This window comes from Candidatus Palauibacter sp., from assembly GCF_965213655.1.
Lineage (GTDB): Bacteria > Gemmatimonadota > Gemmatimonadetes > Palauibacterales > Palauibacteraceae > Palauibacter.
The window spans coordinates 264,627-280,827 of the sequence record NZ_CBDBZT010000003.1; the positions used below are offsets into that span (position 1 = coordinate 264,627).

The 16,201-nt window shown below is 70.0% G+C and carries 17 protein-coding genes; all 17 read left to right on the top strand.

The features are described from left to right. Positions 1-11 precede the first annotated feature (11 nt). A complete protein-coding gene (locus tag ACOOGH_RS03445) occupies positions 12-302 on the top strand; it encodes a TrbC/VirB2 family protein (RefSeq protein ID WP_420447581.1) in 291 nt (96 codons plus the stop codon). Continuing rightward, positions 302-607 carry a VirB3 family type IV secretion system protein gene (locus tag ACOOGH_RS03450; protein WP_420447582.1) on the top strand — a complete coding sequence of 102 codons (306 nt, stop codon included), beginning with the start codon at positions 302-304 and terminating at the stop codon, positions 605-607. The genes ACOOGH_RS03445 and ACOOGH_RS03450 overlap by 1 nt, the downstream gene beginning before the upstream one ends. Next, entirely contained in the window at positions 604-3,048 is a 2,445-nt protein-coding gene (locus ACOOGH_RS03455; protein WP_420447583.1) for a VirB4 family type IV secretion system protein, read from the top strand. Before ACOOGH_RS03450 ends, ACOOGH_RS03455 begins: the two co-directional genes overlap by 4 nt. A 4-nt stretch (positions 3,049-3,052) precedes the next feature. Beyond that, positions 3,053-3,928, top strand: a complete 876-nt coding sequence (locus tag ACOOGH_RS03460) for a TrbG/VirB9 family P-type conjugative transfer protein (protein ID WP_420447584.1) — start codon at positions 3,053-3,055, stop codon at positions 3,926-3,928. Next, entirely contained in the window at positions 3,925-5,172 is a 1,248-nt protein-coding gene (locus tag ACOOGH_RS03465; protein WP_420447585.1) for a TrbI/VirB10 family protein, read from the top strand. The genes ACOOGH_RS03460 and ACOOGH_RS03465 overlap by 4 nt, the downstream gene beginning before the upstream one ends. A 17-nt stretch (positions 5,173-5,189) precedes the next feature. Further along, a complete protein-coding gene (locus ACOOGH_RS03470; RefSeq protein WP_420447586.1) occupies positions 5,190-6,086 on the top strand; it encodes a hypothetical protein in 897 nt (298 codons plus the stop codon). A gap of 13 nt (positions 6,087-6,099) precedes the next feature. Beyond that, positions 6,100-7,089, top strand: coding sequence for a type IV secretion system protein (locus tag ACOOGH_RS03475; protein WP_420447587.1), 990 nt, complete (start codon positions 6,100-6,102; stop codon positions 7,087-7,089). Positions 7,090-7,104: 15 nt separating this feature from the next. Next, the gene (locus ACOOGH_RS03480; protein WP_420447588.1) at positions 7,105-7,776 is read left to right on the top strand and encodes a VirB8/TrbF family protein; all 672 of its coding nucleotides are present in this window, start codon (positions 7,105-7,107) and stop codon (positions 7,774-7,776) included. After that, positions 7,773-8,705, top strand: coding sequence for a hypothetical protein (locus ACOOGH_RS03485; protein WP_420447589.1), 933 nt, complete (start codon positions 7,773-7,775; stop codon positions 8,703-8,705). Before ACOOGH_RS03480 ends, ACOOGH_RS03485 begins: the two co-directional genes overlap by 4 nt. Before the next feature lie 295 nt (positions 8,706-9,000). Beyond that, positions 9,001-11,049, top strand: a complete 2,049-nt coding sequence (locus ACOOGH_RS03490) for a type IV secretory system conjugative DNA transfer family protein (protein ID WP_420447590.1) — start codon at positions 9,001-9,003, stop codon at positions 11,047-11,049. Next, the gene (locus ACOOGH_RS03495) at positions 11,046-12,059 is read left to right on the top strand and encodes a CpaF family protein (protein ID WP_420447591.1); all 1,014 of its coding nucleotides are present in this window, start codon (positions 11,046-11,048) and stop codon (positions 12,057-12,059) included. The genes ACOOGH_RS03490 and ACOOGH_RS03495 overlap by 4 nt, the downstream gene beginning before the upstream one ends. After that, on the top strand, positions 12,056-12,271 hold the full coding sequence (locus ACOOGH_RS03500; protein ID WP_420447592.1) for a hypothetical protein: 216 nt from the start codon (positions 12,056-12,058) through the stop codon (positions 12,269-12,271). Before ACOOGH_RS03495 ends, ACOOGH_RS03500 begins: the two co-directional genes overlap by 4 nt. After that, a complete protein-coding gene (locus ACOOGH_RS03505) occupies positions 12,268-13,302 on the top strand; it encodes an ArdC family protein (protein ID WP_420447593.1) in 1,035 nt (344 codons plus the stop codon). Before ACOOGH_RS03500 ends, ACOOGH_RS03505 begins: the two co-directional genes overlap by 4 nt. Before the next feature lie 7 nt (positions 13,303-13,309). Further along, entirely contained in the window at positions 13,310-14,215 is a 906-nt protein-coding gene (locus tag ACOOGH_RS03510; RefSeq protein ID WP_420447594.1) for a hypothetical protein, read from the top strand. A 21-nt stretch (positions 14,216-14,236) separates the two neighbouring features. Next, a complete protein-coding gene (locus ACOOGH_RS03515) occupies positions 14,237-14,551 on the top strand; it encodes a hypothetical protein (protein WP_420447595.1) in 315 nt (104 codons plus the stop codon). Then, a complete protein-coding gene (locus ACOOGH_RS03520; protein WP_420447596.1) occupies positions 14,548-14,955 on the top strand; it encodes a hypothetical protein in 408 nt (135 codons plus the stop codon). Before ACOOGH_RS03515 ends, ACOOGH_RS03520 begins: the two co-directional genes overlap by 4 nt. After that, positions 14,952-16,115 carry a tyrosine-type recombinase/integrase gene (locus ACOOGH_RS03525; RefSeq protein ID WP_420447597.1) on the top strand — a complete coding sequence of 388 codons (1,164 nt, stop codon included), beginning with the start codon at positions 14,952-14,954 and terminating at the stop codon, positions 16,113-16,115. Before ACOOGH_RS03520 ends, ACOOGH_RS03525 begins: the two co-directional genes overlap by 4 nt. Positions 16,116-16,201 lie beyond the last annotated feature (86 nt).

The following is a 16,201-nucleotide window of genomic DNA, read 5'->3' on the forward strand; positions in this document are numbered from 1 at the left end:
AAAGGAAAGAAATGATGAGAACGTTGCTGACTACGATGCGGGGAGCTGTGTGGGCCGTGCTGCTCATGCTGACGCCCGGCGCGCTCCACGCGCAGGGCACGAGCCCGTGGGTGGACGCGGTGAACGAGCTTCAGACACAGTTCACGGGACCGATCGCGCGCGGGCTGTCGCTGATTGCGATCGTGGTCGGCGGGCTGATGTTCGCGTTCGGGGAGGGCGGCAGCAAGCGCACGCTGGCCGGGATCATCTTCGGGATCGGGATGGCGGTCGGCGCGGTCAACTTCCTGGCCTGGCTCTTCTGATGCGAGGCCTCAGACGCTGGCCGGGCTACGCGGCGCTCAACCGTCCGTTGACGGTGCTGGGCGTCGAGCGGCGGCTGTTCCTGCTGGGCGCGACGCTCGCGGTCGCGGTGTGGAACGCGACGGCGTCGCTCGTTGCGGGTGGCCTGGTGTTCGCCGTCTGCTACGGCGCGGGGTGGCTTGCTGGCCGCAGGGACCCGGCGATGCTGGCGGTGCTCCGGGCCGCGGCGCGCTGCCCGGCCCGATACGATCCGGGCAAGTGGGCGGACGAGCCTTGGCACGTCATGGTCCGTGGGGGTTCCCGGTGAGGGTCGCCGACGAACTCCGGGCCTACGAGGCGGCGGGCTCGCTGGCCGAGGAGCTGCCTTACTGGGGCTGGCTCGACGACGGCCAGAGCTGCCTGACCCGCTCGGGCGAGCTGATTGCGGCGGGCCGGGTCCGGTCCGCCGTGACCGACGGGAAGACGCCCGAACAGATCGACCGCGTGCTGGGGCTCTGGCAGAGGTTGCTCTCGGGCCTCGGTCCCGGTACGCGGCTTCAGTTTCACCTGCTCCGCCGTCCGGCGCCCGTGATGGGCGCGAGTGTGGAAGGCGGTTCCGACGTGGCGGCCGTCTCGGCGTGCAAGAGGCGTGCCTTCTTGGCCGAACGCGTGCAGCGCCTCGACGCATACGTCGTCTGGTCTCAGGATCCCGGCCTGCGCTCCGTCGCCGAGGGTTCGCGGCGGGGACCGCTGTCGCGGCTCACCGGTTGGCGGAAGCGGCACCGTAGAGGCGCGCCGACCTACCTCGCTGCGGAGATCGAGGCGGCCGCTGACCGGTTCCGGGCGATGATCGACGCGGGCCGCTCGCTCGTGGCCGAGCACACGCCTATCGAGCTGCTCGGAGCGCACGACGCGTCCCGCCTCCTCTCCGACCTGATCAACAAGCCCGGCACGTTCTGGGACGGCGCGACGGGGAGCGGCATGAACTGGCGGCTCGCGCTATCGGAGCTTGAGGCGGAGCGCTCCCACCTGCAGCTCGACGGCGAGCCCCTGATCCTCTACTCGCTTCTGTCGCCGCCGGGGCAGGCGCACGCGAACCTGCTCCAAGACCTCTACTGCCTGGACGCGGTGACGACGGTTTCACTCGAATGGCGACCGTGGACAGTGGAAGCGGCGCGGCGCCGGATCCGCAGCGCGCAGCGCCACTACTTCGCCCGCCGCTACTCGATGATGGCGCACGCGCAGGACGCGCAGGGCACGGCTGCGGCAATGGTCGATTCCGCGGCGGCCGCCGAGTCCGACCGGCTTGGGAGCGCGCTGGTCGAACTCGAAGCGGACGGGGTGGCCTACGGCGAGGCGTCGCTCACCGTCGCGCTTCACGGCGAACTCGAAGGGATCGAGCGCTTGGACGGCGACGTGCGCCGCCTGTTCGCCGCGCACGACGCGAAGGTCATTCGCGAAGGCTATGGTCAGCTTCCCGCGTGGTTCGCCCGGCTCCCGGCCCAGCCGAGACGCCGGCAGGTGCGCAGGGTGTTCGTATCGGCAGGCGTCGCGGCCTGCCTCGCGCCCGTGTTCGGGCCGCCGAGGGGAGAGAGGAACAGCCGCCACCTCGGTCGTGAATCGCTGGCGGTCTTCGAGACGCCGTGGCACACGGGCTACGACTACGACCTGTTCGCAGGCGATGTCGGCCACACGCTGATCCTGGGGGCGACGGGTTCGGGCAAGAGTTTCGCGCTCAACTTCCTGCTGGTCGAGTCACTCAAGTACGATCCGCGCATCCTGGTCCTCGATCTGGGCGGCTCCTACCGCTGGCTGACCCGGTTCCTCGGTGGCCGGTATCTCGAACTCGCGCCGGGCGAGACGGAACCGACGCTCCGGCTACAGCCCTTCGCGCTACCCCCGACCACGAGGACGTTTCAGTTCCTCACCGGCTGGGTGCTCCGGCTCCTCAACCTCGGAGGCTACGAGGCCGACGGGTCGGACACGAGCGAGATCCGCGCGCGCATCGAGGACCTGTACGCGCTCGGGACGAAGCGCCGGACGCTCAGTGTGCTGGCCGGTTCACTCCCGGTTGCAATGTGGCCCGCCCTGAGCCGCTGGACCGAGGGCGGCGCGTGGGGCGCGTTCTTCGATAACGCGCCGGCGGACGCGGCGGACATCGAGTTCCGCGACTGGCAGGTGATCGACCTGGCGGGCGCGGCGGAGCACGCGGATCTCTGCGAGGCAGCGCTCGCCTACCTGCTGGAGCGCATGCGCCTGGAGATCGAGGACCCGGCGGAGACCGCGCGTCTCAAGCTGATGGTCGTGGACGAGGCGTGGCGGTACATGCAGGACCCCGCCGTGCTGAACTACCTGGCCGAGGCGGCCAAGACGTGGCGGAAGAAGAACGCCGCGCTCGTGCTCGCCACCCAGTCCGCCGTAGACGTGACGGGGACGCCCGGAGCTTCGGCTCTTCTCGAATCGATCCCCACCAAGCTGTTCCTCGCCAACCCCGAGTTGCCGAACGAAGCCGGAGCCTTGTTCCGGCTGAACGAGTCGGAGGTGGCCCGGATCCGGGAGCTGACGCCGAAGCGCGAGCTATACCTCCGCCGCCCGGACGAGGCGGCGGTGCTCCGTCTCGAAGTCGATCCGGAGAGCTACTGGCTCTACACCTCCTCGCCCCTCGACGCCGAGAGACGAGCCGAAGCTGTGGCGCGACACGGACTGGTCCGGGCGCTCGAAACGCTCGCGGGCCGAACCAATACCACCTCACTAACCGAGAGGACGTGACACCATGAAAACACCAACCGCAGCGATCCTGCTCGGGATCGTCGTTGTCCTGCTCACGCTGCTTCTGCTGGCGCTGCCCGGCGAGGCCTGCGCGCAGCAGCCGAGCACCGATGCCGCCTACCTGCGCGTGCCGGTGCCGGAAGAGGGCGATGAGCGGATCCCCCGGCTTCGCGCGCGCGTTCGCCATACGACGGTAATCGTGCTTCCGGCCGAAGAGCGGATCCTCGACTTCGTGGCCGGCGACTCCGAGTACTGGCACCTGACCGGCGCGGCGAACGTCGCGTACCTTAAACCGCTGGCCGAGGACGCGGCCACCAACGTCGCGCTCGTGTGCGAGTCGGGCCGCATCTACTCGTTCCTCGTCTCCGAGAGCGGCGAGAAGCCGCCGCATCTCGTGGTGCGCGTCGAGACGGGCGCGGAGGCGGCGGCCATGTCTGGCGCTCCCGGGTTCGTGGCCCGGAGCGAGGTCGCGGCCTACCGGCAGATGGCGGCCCAAGCCGTCGAGTCCGCGGGCCTGGCGCGCGAGGAGGCCGAGGCCGGGATCGCAGAGGCGCGTGAGCGGTCGGCCGCCGAGATCGAGGCGTTCCGCGCCTCCTACCCGGAACGGCTGCGGTTCGAGTACCGGCTGGACCGGAGGGCGTCCGAACGACCGTTCCGGGTCGAGGCGATGTGGCACGACGGTCTCTTCACCTACATCCGTTCGCGCGCGCAGGAAGCCCCGGCCCTCTACGAGCTGAAGGACGGCGAGCCGAGCCTTGTCGCGTTCGATCTGACCGAGGACGGCCTCTACATCGCCCGCCGCGTCCTGGGCGACGGATGGCTTCAGATCGGCGACAAGCGGCTGCACTGGCGGTTCGAGCCCGGGGAGGATCCCCGATGAGCCGCTGGAAGCAGTGGTTCAAGGAGCCGAAGGGCGCGCTGCCGGGTGGCATGGTCACGAAGGTCGGGATCGCTCTGATCACCGTGCTTGTGGCGGGGTTGCTGTTCTCCTCGACGCTGTCGCGTCCCGACGAGACGGCCGGGGGAGTCGCCCCCACTGAGGCGCGACCGGTGGACGACCGCACGGGCCGCTCGCTCGACGGGCGCCTCAGCGCCGAGACGGACCGCCAGAGCCAGCAGGCGGCGGTCGATGCGGACAGTGAGCGGCAACAGACCGATGCCGCCGGGCAGGAGAGAGCCGGACAAGACGCGGGGGCGGATGCCGGCAACTCCGGTGCCCATGCCAGCCTCGGCCAGGCCGAATTCGAGCTTCGCGAGGCGCTCCGGCTCGAAGAGGTCGAGCGCAGGACGCGCTCGCTCCGCTCGCTACCGGTCGCGCAGTCCCACCGGAATGCGAACCGAGTCCGGGATGGGGCCGCGGTGTCTTCGCCCGAATCCGAGTCTCCCGACGCGGCACTCGACGGCGCACTCGCGTCCCTCCGGCAGTCCCTCGCCACCCTTGAGGCCGAGATGGCCGCCGGGTTGGCAACCGGAGAGTTCGCGCCCGGCGAAGGAGGCCCTGCGTCATGGGCCGACCCTTCTCCGTCCCGCACCTCCGAGCCCGGCCGTTTGGTCGGGCCGCTTGACCCGGCCGGCTGGGAACGCATCCCCGAGGGCTCGTTCCTGGAAGCGGTGCTGCTCACCCAACTCTCCGGCGAGTTCCTCGGCCCGGTGCTCGCCATGGTGTCGGTGCCGCTGTATTCGGCCGACCGGCAGCGCGTTTTGATCCCGCGCGGCGCCCGCGTCGTCGGCACCGCGAGCGCCGTCCAGAACCGGGACCAGAGCCGCCTCGCCGTGGCGTTCCACCGGCTTCTGCTCCCCGACGGAAGCTGGGTGGACCTCAAGTTCGCCGGACTGAACCAAGCGGGCGAGAGCGCGCTCCGGGACCAGGTCAACCGGCGCTACCTCTCGACATTCGCGGCCGCCGGAGCGGTCGGCGCGCTGAGCGGGCTGACGCTTGCCGGGGCCTCGCCCTACGGACTGCAAGCGGGGGTCGGCCAGGGACTCGGAGGCAGCGCCGCCTCGTTACTCGACCGTTATCTGAACCGCCTTCCCGAGATCACGATCCGCGCCGGCCACCGGCTCCGCATCTGGCTCACCGCGGATGTGCTGGTCCCAACCCCCCTCCGCACCACACACCGATGACACGAAAGGATTCCACCATGCTGCACCGCATCCTCGCTCCGGCACTTCTCGTCCCCGTTCTGCTGCTGGCGAATGCCACCCCCGCGAGCGCGCAGTTCGACTTCGGGAGCTGGTTCCAGCGGGCCACGATCATCGCGAACCAGATCACGCAGATCTCGCACCAGGTCAGCCAGATCCGGTCGATGGCCCGCCAGCTCACGGAACTCGAGGACCAGCTCGACCACATGGAGCGCGCCGCGCGCGGCGAGATCGACGCGCTTCTGCAACCGTTCTCCGACCTCGCCGCCGACCCCGTAGGCCTCGTGCGCGACGGACTCGGTTGGCGATCCGACTTCACGGGACAGGCCCGCGGCACGGTGGACGCCGTCCGGCGCTTCGGCAACGGCCGCTCGTTCACCAACCTCTGGCGCACCGCCCACGGCACGGCCGACCGGGTGACCGAAGCCGATATACTTGGTCTCTTCCGGGATCTCCCGCCCCAAGCCGCACTCCGAGCAGCCGAGGACTACCGCCGCGCCCGGGAGACCGCCGACCGCCAGCGGGTCCTAGACTACGCGGCGCTGGACGCGGCCGCCGCGCTCGCCGGGACCATAGAGAGCGCGCAGGGCTCGTTCGCGGACATCACCTCGAACCGGAACTTGTCCAACACCGCGCTTCAACAGGCACGGGTCGCCGCCGCCCTGAGCCAGGGGCGGATCAACGCGGCCGCCGGACAGGTGCTCGCCCACCAGGCCGCCGCCGAGGCAAGCCGGGCAAGGCAGGTCGAACTCGCCCGCCTCGAATGGCTCAGTCGTTGGCATGACGACCACGCCCGCGCGAACACGCTCGCCGAGACGATGCGGAACGCGGCTTCGTTGAACCGCACGACGCTCCGCGACGGGCTGCTGTTCCGCATTCCCTCGTTCTACCGGTAGGGGCGGGCCGGCCATGCAACTGCCTCCGCAGTCCATCGACCCGAGCGTCCCCACGCAGATCCCGGAGAACCAACTCCAGGACTTCAAGAGCTTCCTGGACATCGTGCTCGACACCGTCGTCGGCGGGGCCGCGCCCGACGTGCACACGCTCGGGCTCCAACTCTGGGGCGGGCTCGCCGCCGTGATGGTCGCGTGGACGGGTCTCAAGATCGCGTTCAGCGGCACCTTCCAGCCCTGGGATCTCGTCAAGCTCGTGATCGGGATCGCGATCCCCCGCACGCTGCTCCACTACTACACGATCCCGATCCCCGGCGTCGGGTTCACCTTCCCGGCCATGGTCGCCGGGGGCGGGATCTGGCTCCAGAACCTGTTCCTCTCCGACGTGGTCGCGGCGGGCCACACCGAGATGACCGCGCTCGTGCAGGCGTACAGCGCGCATCTGAGCGCGGCGTGGTCCACCGGCAATCTGCTCTCGATCGTGACGGCGGGAACGACCGTGATCTTCTCCTCGCTGGTCACGCTCGTGATGGGCGCGTCGCTCGTGTTCTGCCTGCTGGCGCTGTTCTGCGTCACCTACGCGCAGGTGATCTGGGCGCAGGTCGCGATCGCCATCGCGATTCTGCTCGGTCCCGTGTTCATCGCGTTCCTGCTCTTCGAGCCGCTGTCGTTCCTGTTCTGGGGATGGTTCCGGACGCTGATGGTCTACACGCTCTACGGCGTCGTGGCCGGTGCGGTGCTGCGGGTCTTCATGGGCGTCGGGCTCGGCTACATCACGACCTACGCCGATGCGCTGATGGGCACCGGCACGGCGGACCCGTTCGAGCTCTGGCTCTGGGCCGTCGTCCTCATGCCGCTCGTCGTCTGCGGCCTCATGGCCGGACTCAAGGTCGGCGAACTCGCCTCGATGCTCGTCTCCGGCTCTGGCTCAGCAGGGTCCGGGTTCGTCGCGCTCGTCATGCAGGGCGCCAGCAAGGCCGCCGCCCCCGCCAAGCCCCCCGTCTGAGTTCAGGAGATGCCAATGATGAAACGAGACCGTGACGCGGGCCGCGAGTACGCCGAGATCTGGGGCGAGGCGGTCGAGGCGAACCGGAAGCTGCGGAGGATCCTGATTCTGCTCTCGGCGAGCATGGTGCTGGGCGTGGTGGTCCTGCTCAGGATCGCGGGCGCGGAGTCGCCCAAACCCATCGTGATCCGCGTGGACGAGGTGGGCCGCGCCGAGGCGCTGGACTACGAGGCCGCGACCGCGCAGGCCGATCCGCTTGATCCAACAACGAAGTACTTCCTGAACCGGTTCGTCCACGACTTCCACTCGCGCCGCCGGGCGACGGCGCAAGAGAACTGGACCCGGAGCCTCCGGTTCCTGAGCACCGATCTCGCGAACGCGGCGTTCCAGAGGGACGGCGCGGAGGTCGCGAGCGTCGCGGCGGGGACCGCCGACACCGAACTCGAAGTCGACCAGGTCGTGCTCCGCATCCACCCGGCGCCCGAGCCGCCGCACGGCGCGACGGCGGACTTCGACCTCGTGCATCTCAGGGGCGAACAGGAGCTGAGGCGGGAGCGCTGGACGCTTTCGCTTCGCTTCGAGTTTCTCGACTCGATACCCCCCGAGCTCGTCGTCCACAACCCGATGGGGCTGCTCGTCACCTACATGCGCGCCGACCGGGCGCTCGTGACCGGGGGCGACCGATGATCGCGCATCTGAAGGGGCGCGAGAAGGCGCTGGAGTCGTTCGGCTGGACGGGCCGCGAGGCTGAGTGGATCGCTCTGGTCTGCCTCCACAGCGGCGTGTTCACGCGCGCGCAGTGGGCGCGGTTCATGGACGCGCATCCGGAACAGGTCCGGCGCGGCGTCCACGCGTTGATCGCCGAGCGCGTCGCGAGCGAAGAGACGGAGCCCGGCGTTGCCGGCATGGGCCGGGTCGGCCGGATCTTCGCCCGCCCGGTCTACCGGGCGCTCGGAGCCGAGCACATCCGCCATCGCCGCGGCGCTTCGACCGAGGTGCTTCTGCGCCGCCTGCTCTCGCTCGACTACGTCATCGAGCACACCGACCTGCCCTGGCTCCCCACCGAGCAGGAGAAGGTCTCGGCGTTCGAGGCGCTCGGGATCGAGCGCTCGATCCTGCCCGTGCGCGTGTACCGGGGAGCCGCACGGATCACCAGGCGCCATTTCCCCGTCAAGCTGCCGGTCGCGCTCGACTCGGTGCGCGCCCTGTTCGTGTACGCCGACCCCGGCCACGAGACCGCGACGGCTCTACGCTCGTGGGGCAAGGCGCACCGCGGGCTCTGGCGCGCGCTCCGGCGACTTGGCCGGTCGGTCGAGGTCGTGGCCGTTGCCCGCACCGGTCGCGAACTCGAGCGGGCGCGGCGGGTGACGCGCGGCTGGGCCGAGCCCGGCGGTCCCGCCGAGCCCGAAGCCGGTACGGCCGAGGAACTGGCCCGGATCGAACGGGCGATCCTCCAGGGCGCGGTCCACATCCTTGAGGAGTTCGGCGGCCTTCAGGCCGCCCTGAAGCGCAGCGTCGCGCTGGAGAGGCAGACGCGCCGGCGGGGCGGGCGCGGATCCATCGACCGCGGGGCCGCTTGGCGGACCGAGCGCCTCGCAAGGGTCCGCTACCGATGAGCGGCGTGCCCGCTATGCCGCACCGCGGCGTGAAAACGACGCGGGGGGTCGTTTCACGAATCGGCCCTCCGGCGATTCACATGCGGACTTCCGTCCATCCGCTTGCGCGGTGGCGTCTTGCGGCCTCGCGGCCCGCCCGCCCGCTGCCGGACGGGACGCATCGGTCGTGGCTGGAGCGACCCCCCTCGCCGAGGGCTCGGTGCGGCGTAGGGACGAGTGTGTTTTCACAACTCGGCCCCCCGCCTCCCGGGGTCGCTCCAGCACCAGAGATCCCTCCGGGAAGGGTGTCCGGCCGATGAGGCCGTGGACGCTCGTCCTCATCGGGGCCGCCCTGACGACGGCGACCGTGCGCGCGATCCTCGCGCCGTTCCCGCCCATCGGCGGCAACCCGTATCTGGACCTGATCGCCCACAACGATCCGGGCATCCATACGGCGATCCGCGCGTGGTATTACCTCGCACCCGGCGTCGCCGTGCTGCTGGCCGGCTCGATCATGCTCTCCGTCTCGCGTGTCTGGCTTCAGCCGCTCACCCGCCGCCGCAACCGGGGCAGGCTCCCGGCCTGGCCCACTTCGCCGAAGGACGAAGCGCCCTCGCTCGTCGTCGGCGAGTTGCACCACCCGACCGTGGCGCGGGAGAGCGAGCGGCCCTCCTGGCTCGTCGTACCCGAGAAGGGACTCTACACCGGCCTGCTGGTCGTCGGGGCCGTCGGCACGGGCAAGACGACCGCCTGCATGTACCCGTTCGCGCGGCAGTTGCTCCGCTGGCAGGCCGGCGATGCCGACCGCCGCGCGGGAGCGCTCGTGCTCGAAGTAAAGGGGGATTTCTGCCACCAGGTCCGGCGCATCCTCGGCGAGGCGGGCCGGGAGGACGACTACCTCGAGATCGGGCTCGGCGGGTCGATCCAGTGGAACCCGCTCGACGATTCGCTGCTCGACTCCTATTCGATGGCCTACGGCGTGGCGTCGCTCATCAACCAGCTCTTCGGCAAGTCGCGCGAACCCTTCTGGCAACAGGCGTACACGAACCTCGTCCGGTGGATCATCGAGCTGCACCGGCTCCTGCCGGGGGGGTGGGTCACGCTCCGGGACGTGTACCGCTGCACGGTCGAAGCGGAGCTGTTCGCCCAGAAGATCGGGGAAGCGAAGGCGGAGGCCCTGCGGCGGTGCCCCATGCGGGCCGTCATCGCCGCCAAGGATCTCAACGCCCACCGGAAGGCTCTCGAAGACTGGGACTGGGACATGGCGCCCGGCAGCGCCACGGTGGCGTGCCGGCTCGACCTGGAACGCGGGGCGCTGCTCGAGGAGCTGAAGGTCGAGTACCGGACCGAGCCGGAGGGAAGCGGCGCGGGACGCGAGTACGCCGAGCAGGTCGAGGCCATCGAACGATGGTACCGGCACGACTGGATGGCGCTGGACGCCAAGCTCCGCACCTCGATCGTCGAGGGGATCAGCGTCTTCCTCTCGCTCTTCGACCAACCGGACGTGGCGGGTGTGTTCTGCCCGCCGCCGCCGGAGGCTCTCAAGCCGGAACCCAAGGGCGGCGGTGAGGCCGACGAAGACGACGGGGACGACGGCCCGAAGGGTCCGCCCATGCAAGGGCTCCGCCGGAGGCTGCCCCCGCTCGCCGACCTGATCGAGGGCGGCAAGGTGCTCGCGCTCAACATGCCCGCCGGGGCGAACCCGGCGCTCGCCCGCGCCATCGGTGTCTTCCTCAAGAACGCGTGGATGCAGGCGCTGCTCCGAAGGCCCGCCGACGCCGCCCGCCGCCCGGACCGCTACATGCGGCCCGCCGTGTTCATCTGTGACGAGTATCAAGCGTTTGCCACGGTCGGACAGGACGATCCCTCCGGCGACGAGAAGGCGTTCGCCCTCACGCGGCAGTGCCGCTGCATCCCGATCGTCGCCACGCAGTCGATCTCCTCGCTCCGCTCCGTGCTCCCCTCGGGCGAGGCGTGGCGCACGCTCGTCCAGACGCTACGCACCCGGATCTTCCTGTCGCTCTCCGACGACGCGTCGGCCAAGATCGCGTCCGACATGTGCGGCTCCGTCATGAAGACGCAGGCGTCCTACTCGTTCACCGAGACCACGAACAAGCCCGAGTTCTCGCTGCTCTCGGGCCGGGCCGGAGGCGGCGACGGCCAGATCGGCGCGACCAAGTCGTTCCGGCAACAGAGGGAGCCTGTGTTCGACCCGCGCCAGTTCGGGCTGCTCGCCAACTACCAGGCGATCTGTCTCCCCTACGACGGGGTCAAGTCGCTCCCGGCCCGGCGCGTCTACCTGAAGCCCCACTACCTGCCACGGACCCAAGGCTACTGGCGGCAGCGCGAGGAGGGCCGGATATGAAGCGCGCGAGCGGCGTCGGCCACCTCACTCCGTTCCTTCCGGGCCTCGAGAAGCTGCTCGGGGACCCGGAGGTCTCCGAGATCATGATCAACGGACCCGAGAACGTCTGGGTCGAACGGGGCGGGAGGTTGGAACCCCACCCGGCACCGGACCTCACGTCCGCGTGGCTGCACCGCGCGGCGATCCATATCGCACGACCGCTCGGGCTCGATCCCGCCGTGCGGCCGATCCTGGACGCCCGGCTCGAAGACGGATCGCGGGTCGCGATCTGCACGCCGCCCGCATCTCCCGAGGTCGCGATCACCATACGCCGGTTCGGGGGCCGCGCGTTCACGGCGGACGACCTGGTGCGCCTGGGCTCGCTGCCCGAAGACATCCTCGAAGCCGCCCGGAGCACGCTTGCGTCCCGCCGGAACATCCTGGTCTCCGGCGGCACGGGCTCGGGCAAGACCACGCTCCTGAACGCGTTGATCGAACTGCTGCCCACCGACGAGCGGATCGTCGCCATCGAGGACACGCTCGAACTCAGAATCGACCGGGCGAACTGCCTCCGGTTCGAGGCCGGGGCCACGCTTTCGGATACCCCCGTCGAGATCCGTGACTTGGTGCGCCACGCGCTGCGCCACCGGCCCGACCACATCGTCGTCGGCGAGGTGAGGGGCGGCGAGGCCGCCGACCTGCTGCAGGCGCTCAACACCGGACACGGCGGGTCGCTCACGACCATCCACGCCAACAACGCGCGCTCCGCGCTGTCGCGGCTCGCGAGCTGCGCCATGCAGGCCGGAGACGCGCTTCCCTGGGAGGTCACCTGTAGGGGCGTCGTGGACGGGATATCGCTCGTCCTGCACGTGGCCCGCCGCGGCGGCCGGCGGTTCGTCGAGGACGCGCTCGAGGTCTGCGGCTACGACGCGACCGCCGGCCACTGGATCACTGTCCCGTCTGGAGCGCGGCCCGGGACGCAGCGGGAGACCGGAACCCACACCCACCCACCGAAGGAGGTGAACGCATGAGTTGGAACGCCAGAACCATCCCCATCATCCCCGTCAACACCTTCGAGGACTTCGACCGTGAACTCGCCCGCGACGGCGGCGAGACGCTCGAGGTCGAGGCCGAACTGGCCGGGGAGTACGGCCTCTTCGCCGAGGAGGTCGGGACCGAGGACGAGATCGCGGCCGCCTGGAACGACCCGCACGGCGTCGCCGGGGAGGAGGTGGACGGATGAAGCACGACGAGTATCACCGCCAGTTCGCCGACGCGATCATCGAGCAGATCAGGCGAGGCACCGCGCCCTGGCAGAAGCCGTGGCAGCCGGGCGAGCGCGTCATGCCAAGGAACGTGGACACCGACCGCTCCTACCGGGGCGGCAACAGCCTCCACCTCGCCGCCATGCAGCAGGAGCACGGCTACGGCGATGTGCGCTGGGGCACCTACCGCCAGATCCAGAACCGGGGCGGTCAGGTCCGGAAGGGCGAGCGCGGAACGCGCATCCTCTCCTTCCAGGACAAGAAGCGCATCGCCGTGACCGACGAGCGCGGGCGGCCCAGGAGGAACGCCGAGGGCAAGCGCGTCTACCGCTACGAGAAGCTCAAGACGCCCTACGTCCGGCAGTACACCGTGTTCAACGCCGAGCAGGCCAACGGGCTGCCCGAGCGCGCCAACCCGACGCCCGAACCGCTCTGGAAGACCCACCAGGAGGCCGAGCGGGTCATGGAGGACGGTGGGGTTCCGGTCCGCCACGTTCAGGGCGACCGCGCCTACTACCACCTGAAGCGGGACGAGATCGTGCTGCCCGAGCGCGGACAGTTCCCCTCCGCGAACCACTACTACCAGACCGCGCTCCACGAGCTGGGCCACAGCACCGGCCATGAGGACCGGATGAACCGCGAGACCCTCATCCAGGGCATCGACGGCGGGTTCGGCTCGCCCCAGTACGCGAGGGAGGAACTCCGGGCCGAGATCAGCGCCATGATGACCGGCGAGCGCGTCGGCGTCGGCCACGACCCGAGCCGGGGCGCGGCCTACGTCGAGGGCTGGATCCAGGCGCTTGAAGAGGACCCGCGCGAGATCCGGCGCGCCGCAGCGGACGCGCAGAAGATCTCCGACTTCGTGCTCGTCCGTCACCGCGAGCGCATCGCGGCACGCGATCCCGTCGCCGTCGCGGCGGTCCGCACGCCCGCACAGGGACCGCAGAGAATCGTCGTTCCCGTGCCGCAGATGCCCACGCCCGGACGCAGCACGGGGCCGAGCCGCTGAGGGATCGATGAGAGGGAGAGGAATGTTCGACCGCACGGTCGAACCGGACCCGCGCCCCGCCGCGCCACCCAGCCGCAATCGCCAAGGCATGCGGAAAGGCCACCGCCGAGAATACGCCGCGGATCGGGCGCGCGGGTCCACCATCTCCTTCCCCGAACGCTGCGCCGGGGCGCTGACCGACATCGGCGTCCACGGCGCGGTCTCGTTCCGCGACCTCGCCGAGGCCCGCTTCGGCGGGCACCCCTACACCACGCGGCGCGCCGTCGACACGTGGATCCGGGACGGGCTCGTGCAGGAGACCACGGCCACCGGCCCGAACGGCAACGCGTTCAAGATCCTCACCCTCACCCCCGCGGGCGTGGCCGAGGCACGGGAACTCGCCGACAGGCGGGGAATGGACCAGGGACAGCGCATCGAAATCCCCCGGATCCGGGACGCGCAGGCCAGCCACGACACCGCCGTCTACCGCGCTTGTGCTTGGGAACGGGAGCGGCTCCGCAGGCGGGACGCGCGGGTGCGCCGCGTCCGCCTCGACGCCGAACTCAAGAGCGCCGTCGCGCGGGCGAGCGAGGCGGAGCGGAAGAGGAACGGCAAGCGGGCCGCCGACGCCGAGCGCCACCGAACGGCCCAAGAACTCGGCCTGCCCATCGACGAGGCGGGCCAGGTCATCTACCCGGACGCCCAGGTCGAGTACGAGGACGCCGAGGGGCGCACCGGCCGCGTCAACATCGAGGTCGCGTCCGACAACTACAGCCGCGAGACCGTCAAGGCGAAAGCCGCCGCCGGGTTCGCCATGCACGCCAGCGGACCGGCCGCCGCGGGCATGCTCCAAAAGCTGGGCCTCGGCGGGCGCGACGGCGGCTCCTGGCTCAAGGGACCCGCCGACCGCGATCCCGCCTCAGTCGAACTCTGACCGAAAAGGAGAACCTCGCCCATGCAACCTTGGAAGATCAGCGCGGGACTCACCGCCGCGCTCGCCGGTTCCGTCCTGCTCCTCGGCGGAGCCCGCCTCGAATACCTGAGCCCCCACTGGCCGCTCATCCTCGCACGCCACGGCTTGCCCGTCGGGCTGCACGCGGCGTTCGCCGTCATGACCGTCGCCGCGGGCATCTACGGCGTCGGCCGCGCCACCGGCCTCGCAGACCTCGGCAGCCGCGTCGATCTCGCCGAACGGTCCGTCCGGCGGGGAGAAGGAGACCGGGACCTCGCAGACGCGCTCCGCAGGGACGCCGAAGGAGACTGGGAATGAAGCGCCGCATGAAGGACCCGCCGACCGTCGAGGCCCTGCCCGCCGACTGGCGCAAGAAAGCCAAGTCGCTCCGCCGCTACGGCGGCGAGACCCCCGCCACCGCGATCGAACGCTGCGCCGACGATCTCGAAGCCACCCTCGTCGAAAGGGACGAAACCACGTTCTCGCTCGTCGAAGCCTCCCGTGAGAGCGGATACACCGCCACCCACCTCGGACGCCTCGTCCGAGACGGCAAGATCCCCAACGCCGGGAGGCCCGGCGCGCCCAGGATCGCCCTCAAGGACCTCCCCCGGAAAGCCCATGTGCCAGCCGAGCCGCAACCGCGACTGGCGGAGAAGTCTCGCCGTAGCCACCTTTCAAACGCGCAGATCGTGCAGTCCATCATCCGGAAAGGAATCGAATGATGGCACGCACGAAACGTAGTCGGCGCTCATACAGCGCCGGTGAATGGGGCCGGAACCGGGTCAGGATCTTTCCCGACCCGAAGACCGGCATCCTCCAGATCGAGTGGCGCGAGAACGGGCGCAGGCTCACGCGGTCCCTCAAGCACCGCGACTGGTCGCGGGCGAAGCGGCAGGCCGACGAGGCCGCCGCTGGGTTCGAGGGGCCGGAGCCCAACGGCAAGAAGGACGCCGAGCCCGAGCCGCTCACCCTGGAGAGGCTTTTTGACATCTACCGGGAAGAGGTGACGGTCACCAAGGGCAGGCGATCGCGAATGCATGACAGGGTCGCGATGAGGATGTTCCTCGGCTGCTTCGGAAGGGACCGGAAGCCCGAAACACTCTGCCAGCGCGACTGGGACCGGTTCATCCGGGACCGCAGGGCGGGTAGGGTCGGCCCGAGCGGAAGGCCCGTGGGCAACCAGATGATTCGGCACGACCTGGTGTTCCTGCTCACCGTTCTCAACTGGGCCGCGAGGTCGAGGGACGAGAGTGGGCGGCTGCTCTTGCAAGCGAATCCCCTGAGGGGTTTCAAGACGCCCAAGGAGAAGAACCCGGTCCGCGTCGTCCTCTCCGAGGAGGAATACCGGGCGCTGCTGAAGGTGTCCCGCCGGGTCGGCTGGAAGTTCCATGTCGCGCTCGTGCTCGCGCACGAAACAGGCCACAGGATCGGGGCCATTCGGCAGCTTCGGTGGCCCGAAATCGATCTCGACGGCGGCATGGTGCAATGGCGCGCCGAACACCAGAAGAACGGCTACGCACACCGGACGCCGCTGACCGACGAAGCGGTCGCCGCCCTGGCACTCGCATGGCGGAGGAACTCCGGGGACGAAAACGCTCCGGTGCTGCCCTCCTCGAAGGATCCCACTTCGTGTGTTAGCCGCTGGATGGCCCGTGCTTGGTGGGAGAAGGCCGAAAAGCTCGCCGGGATCAAGCCCAAGCGTGGGCGCGGCTGGCACTCGCTCAGGCGGAAGTTCGCTTCCGACCTCATGGACCAGCCCCTCAAGGTGCTCTGCGAGCTCGGCGGATGGAGAACCACCAAGACCATCCTTCAGTGCTACCAGCGGGCCAGTGACGATCGGCTCCGGGAGGCGCTCGCGAACCGCCGTAAGGTCGGCACCTGATCGAATCGGCGGGAATCAATCGGCGGGAATCCGCGCGAACAACCTCGTAATCTCAACGCGCACAGGCATATACGGTGATCCGCGCA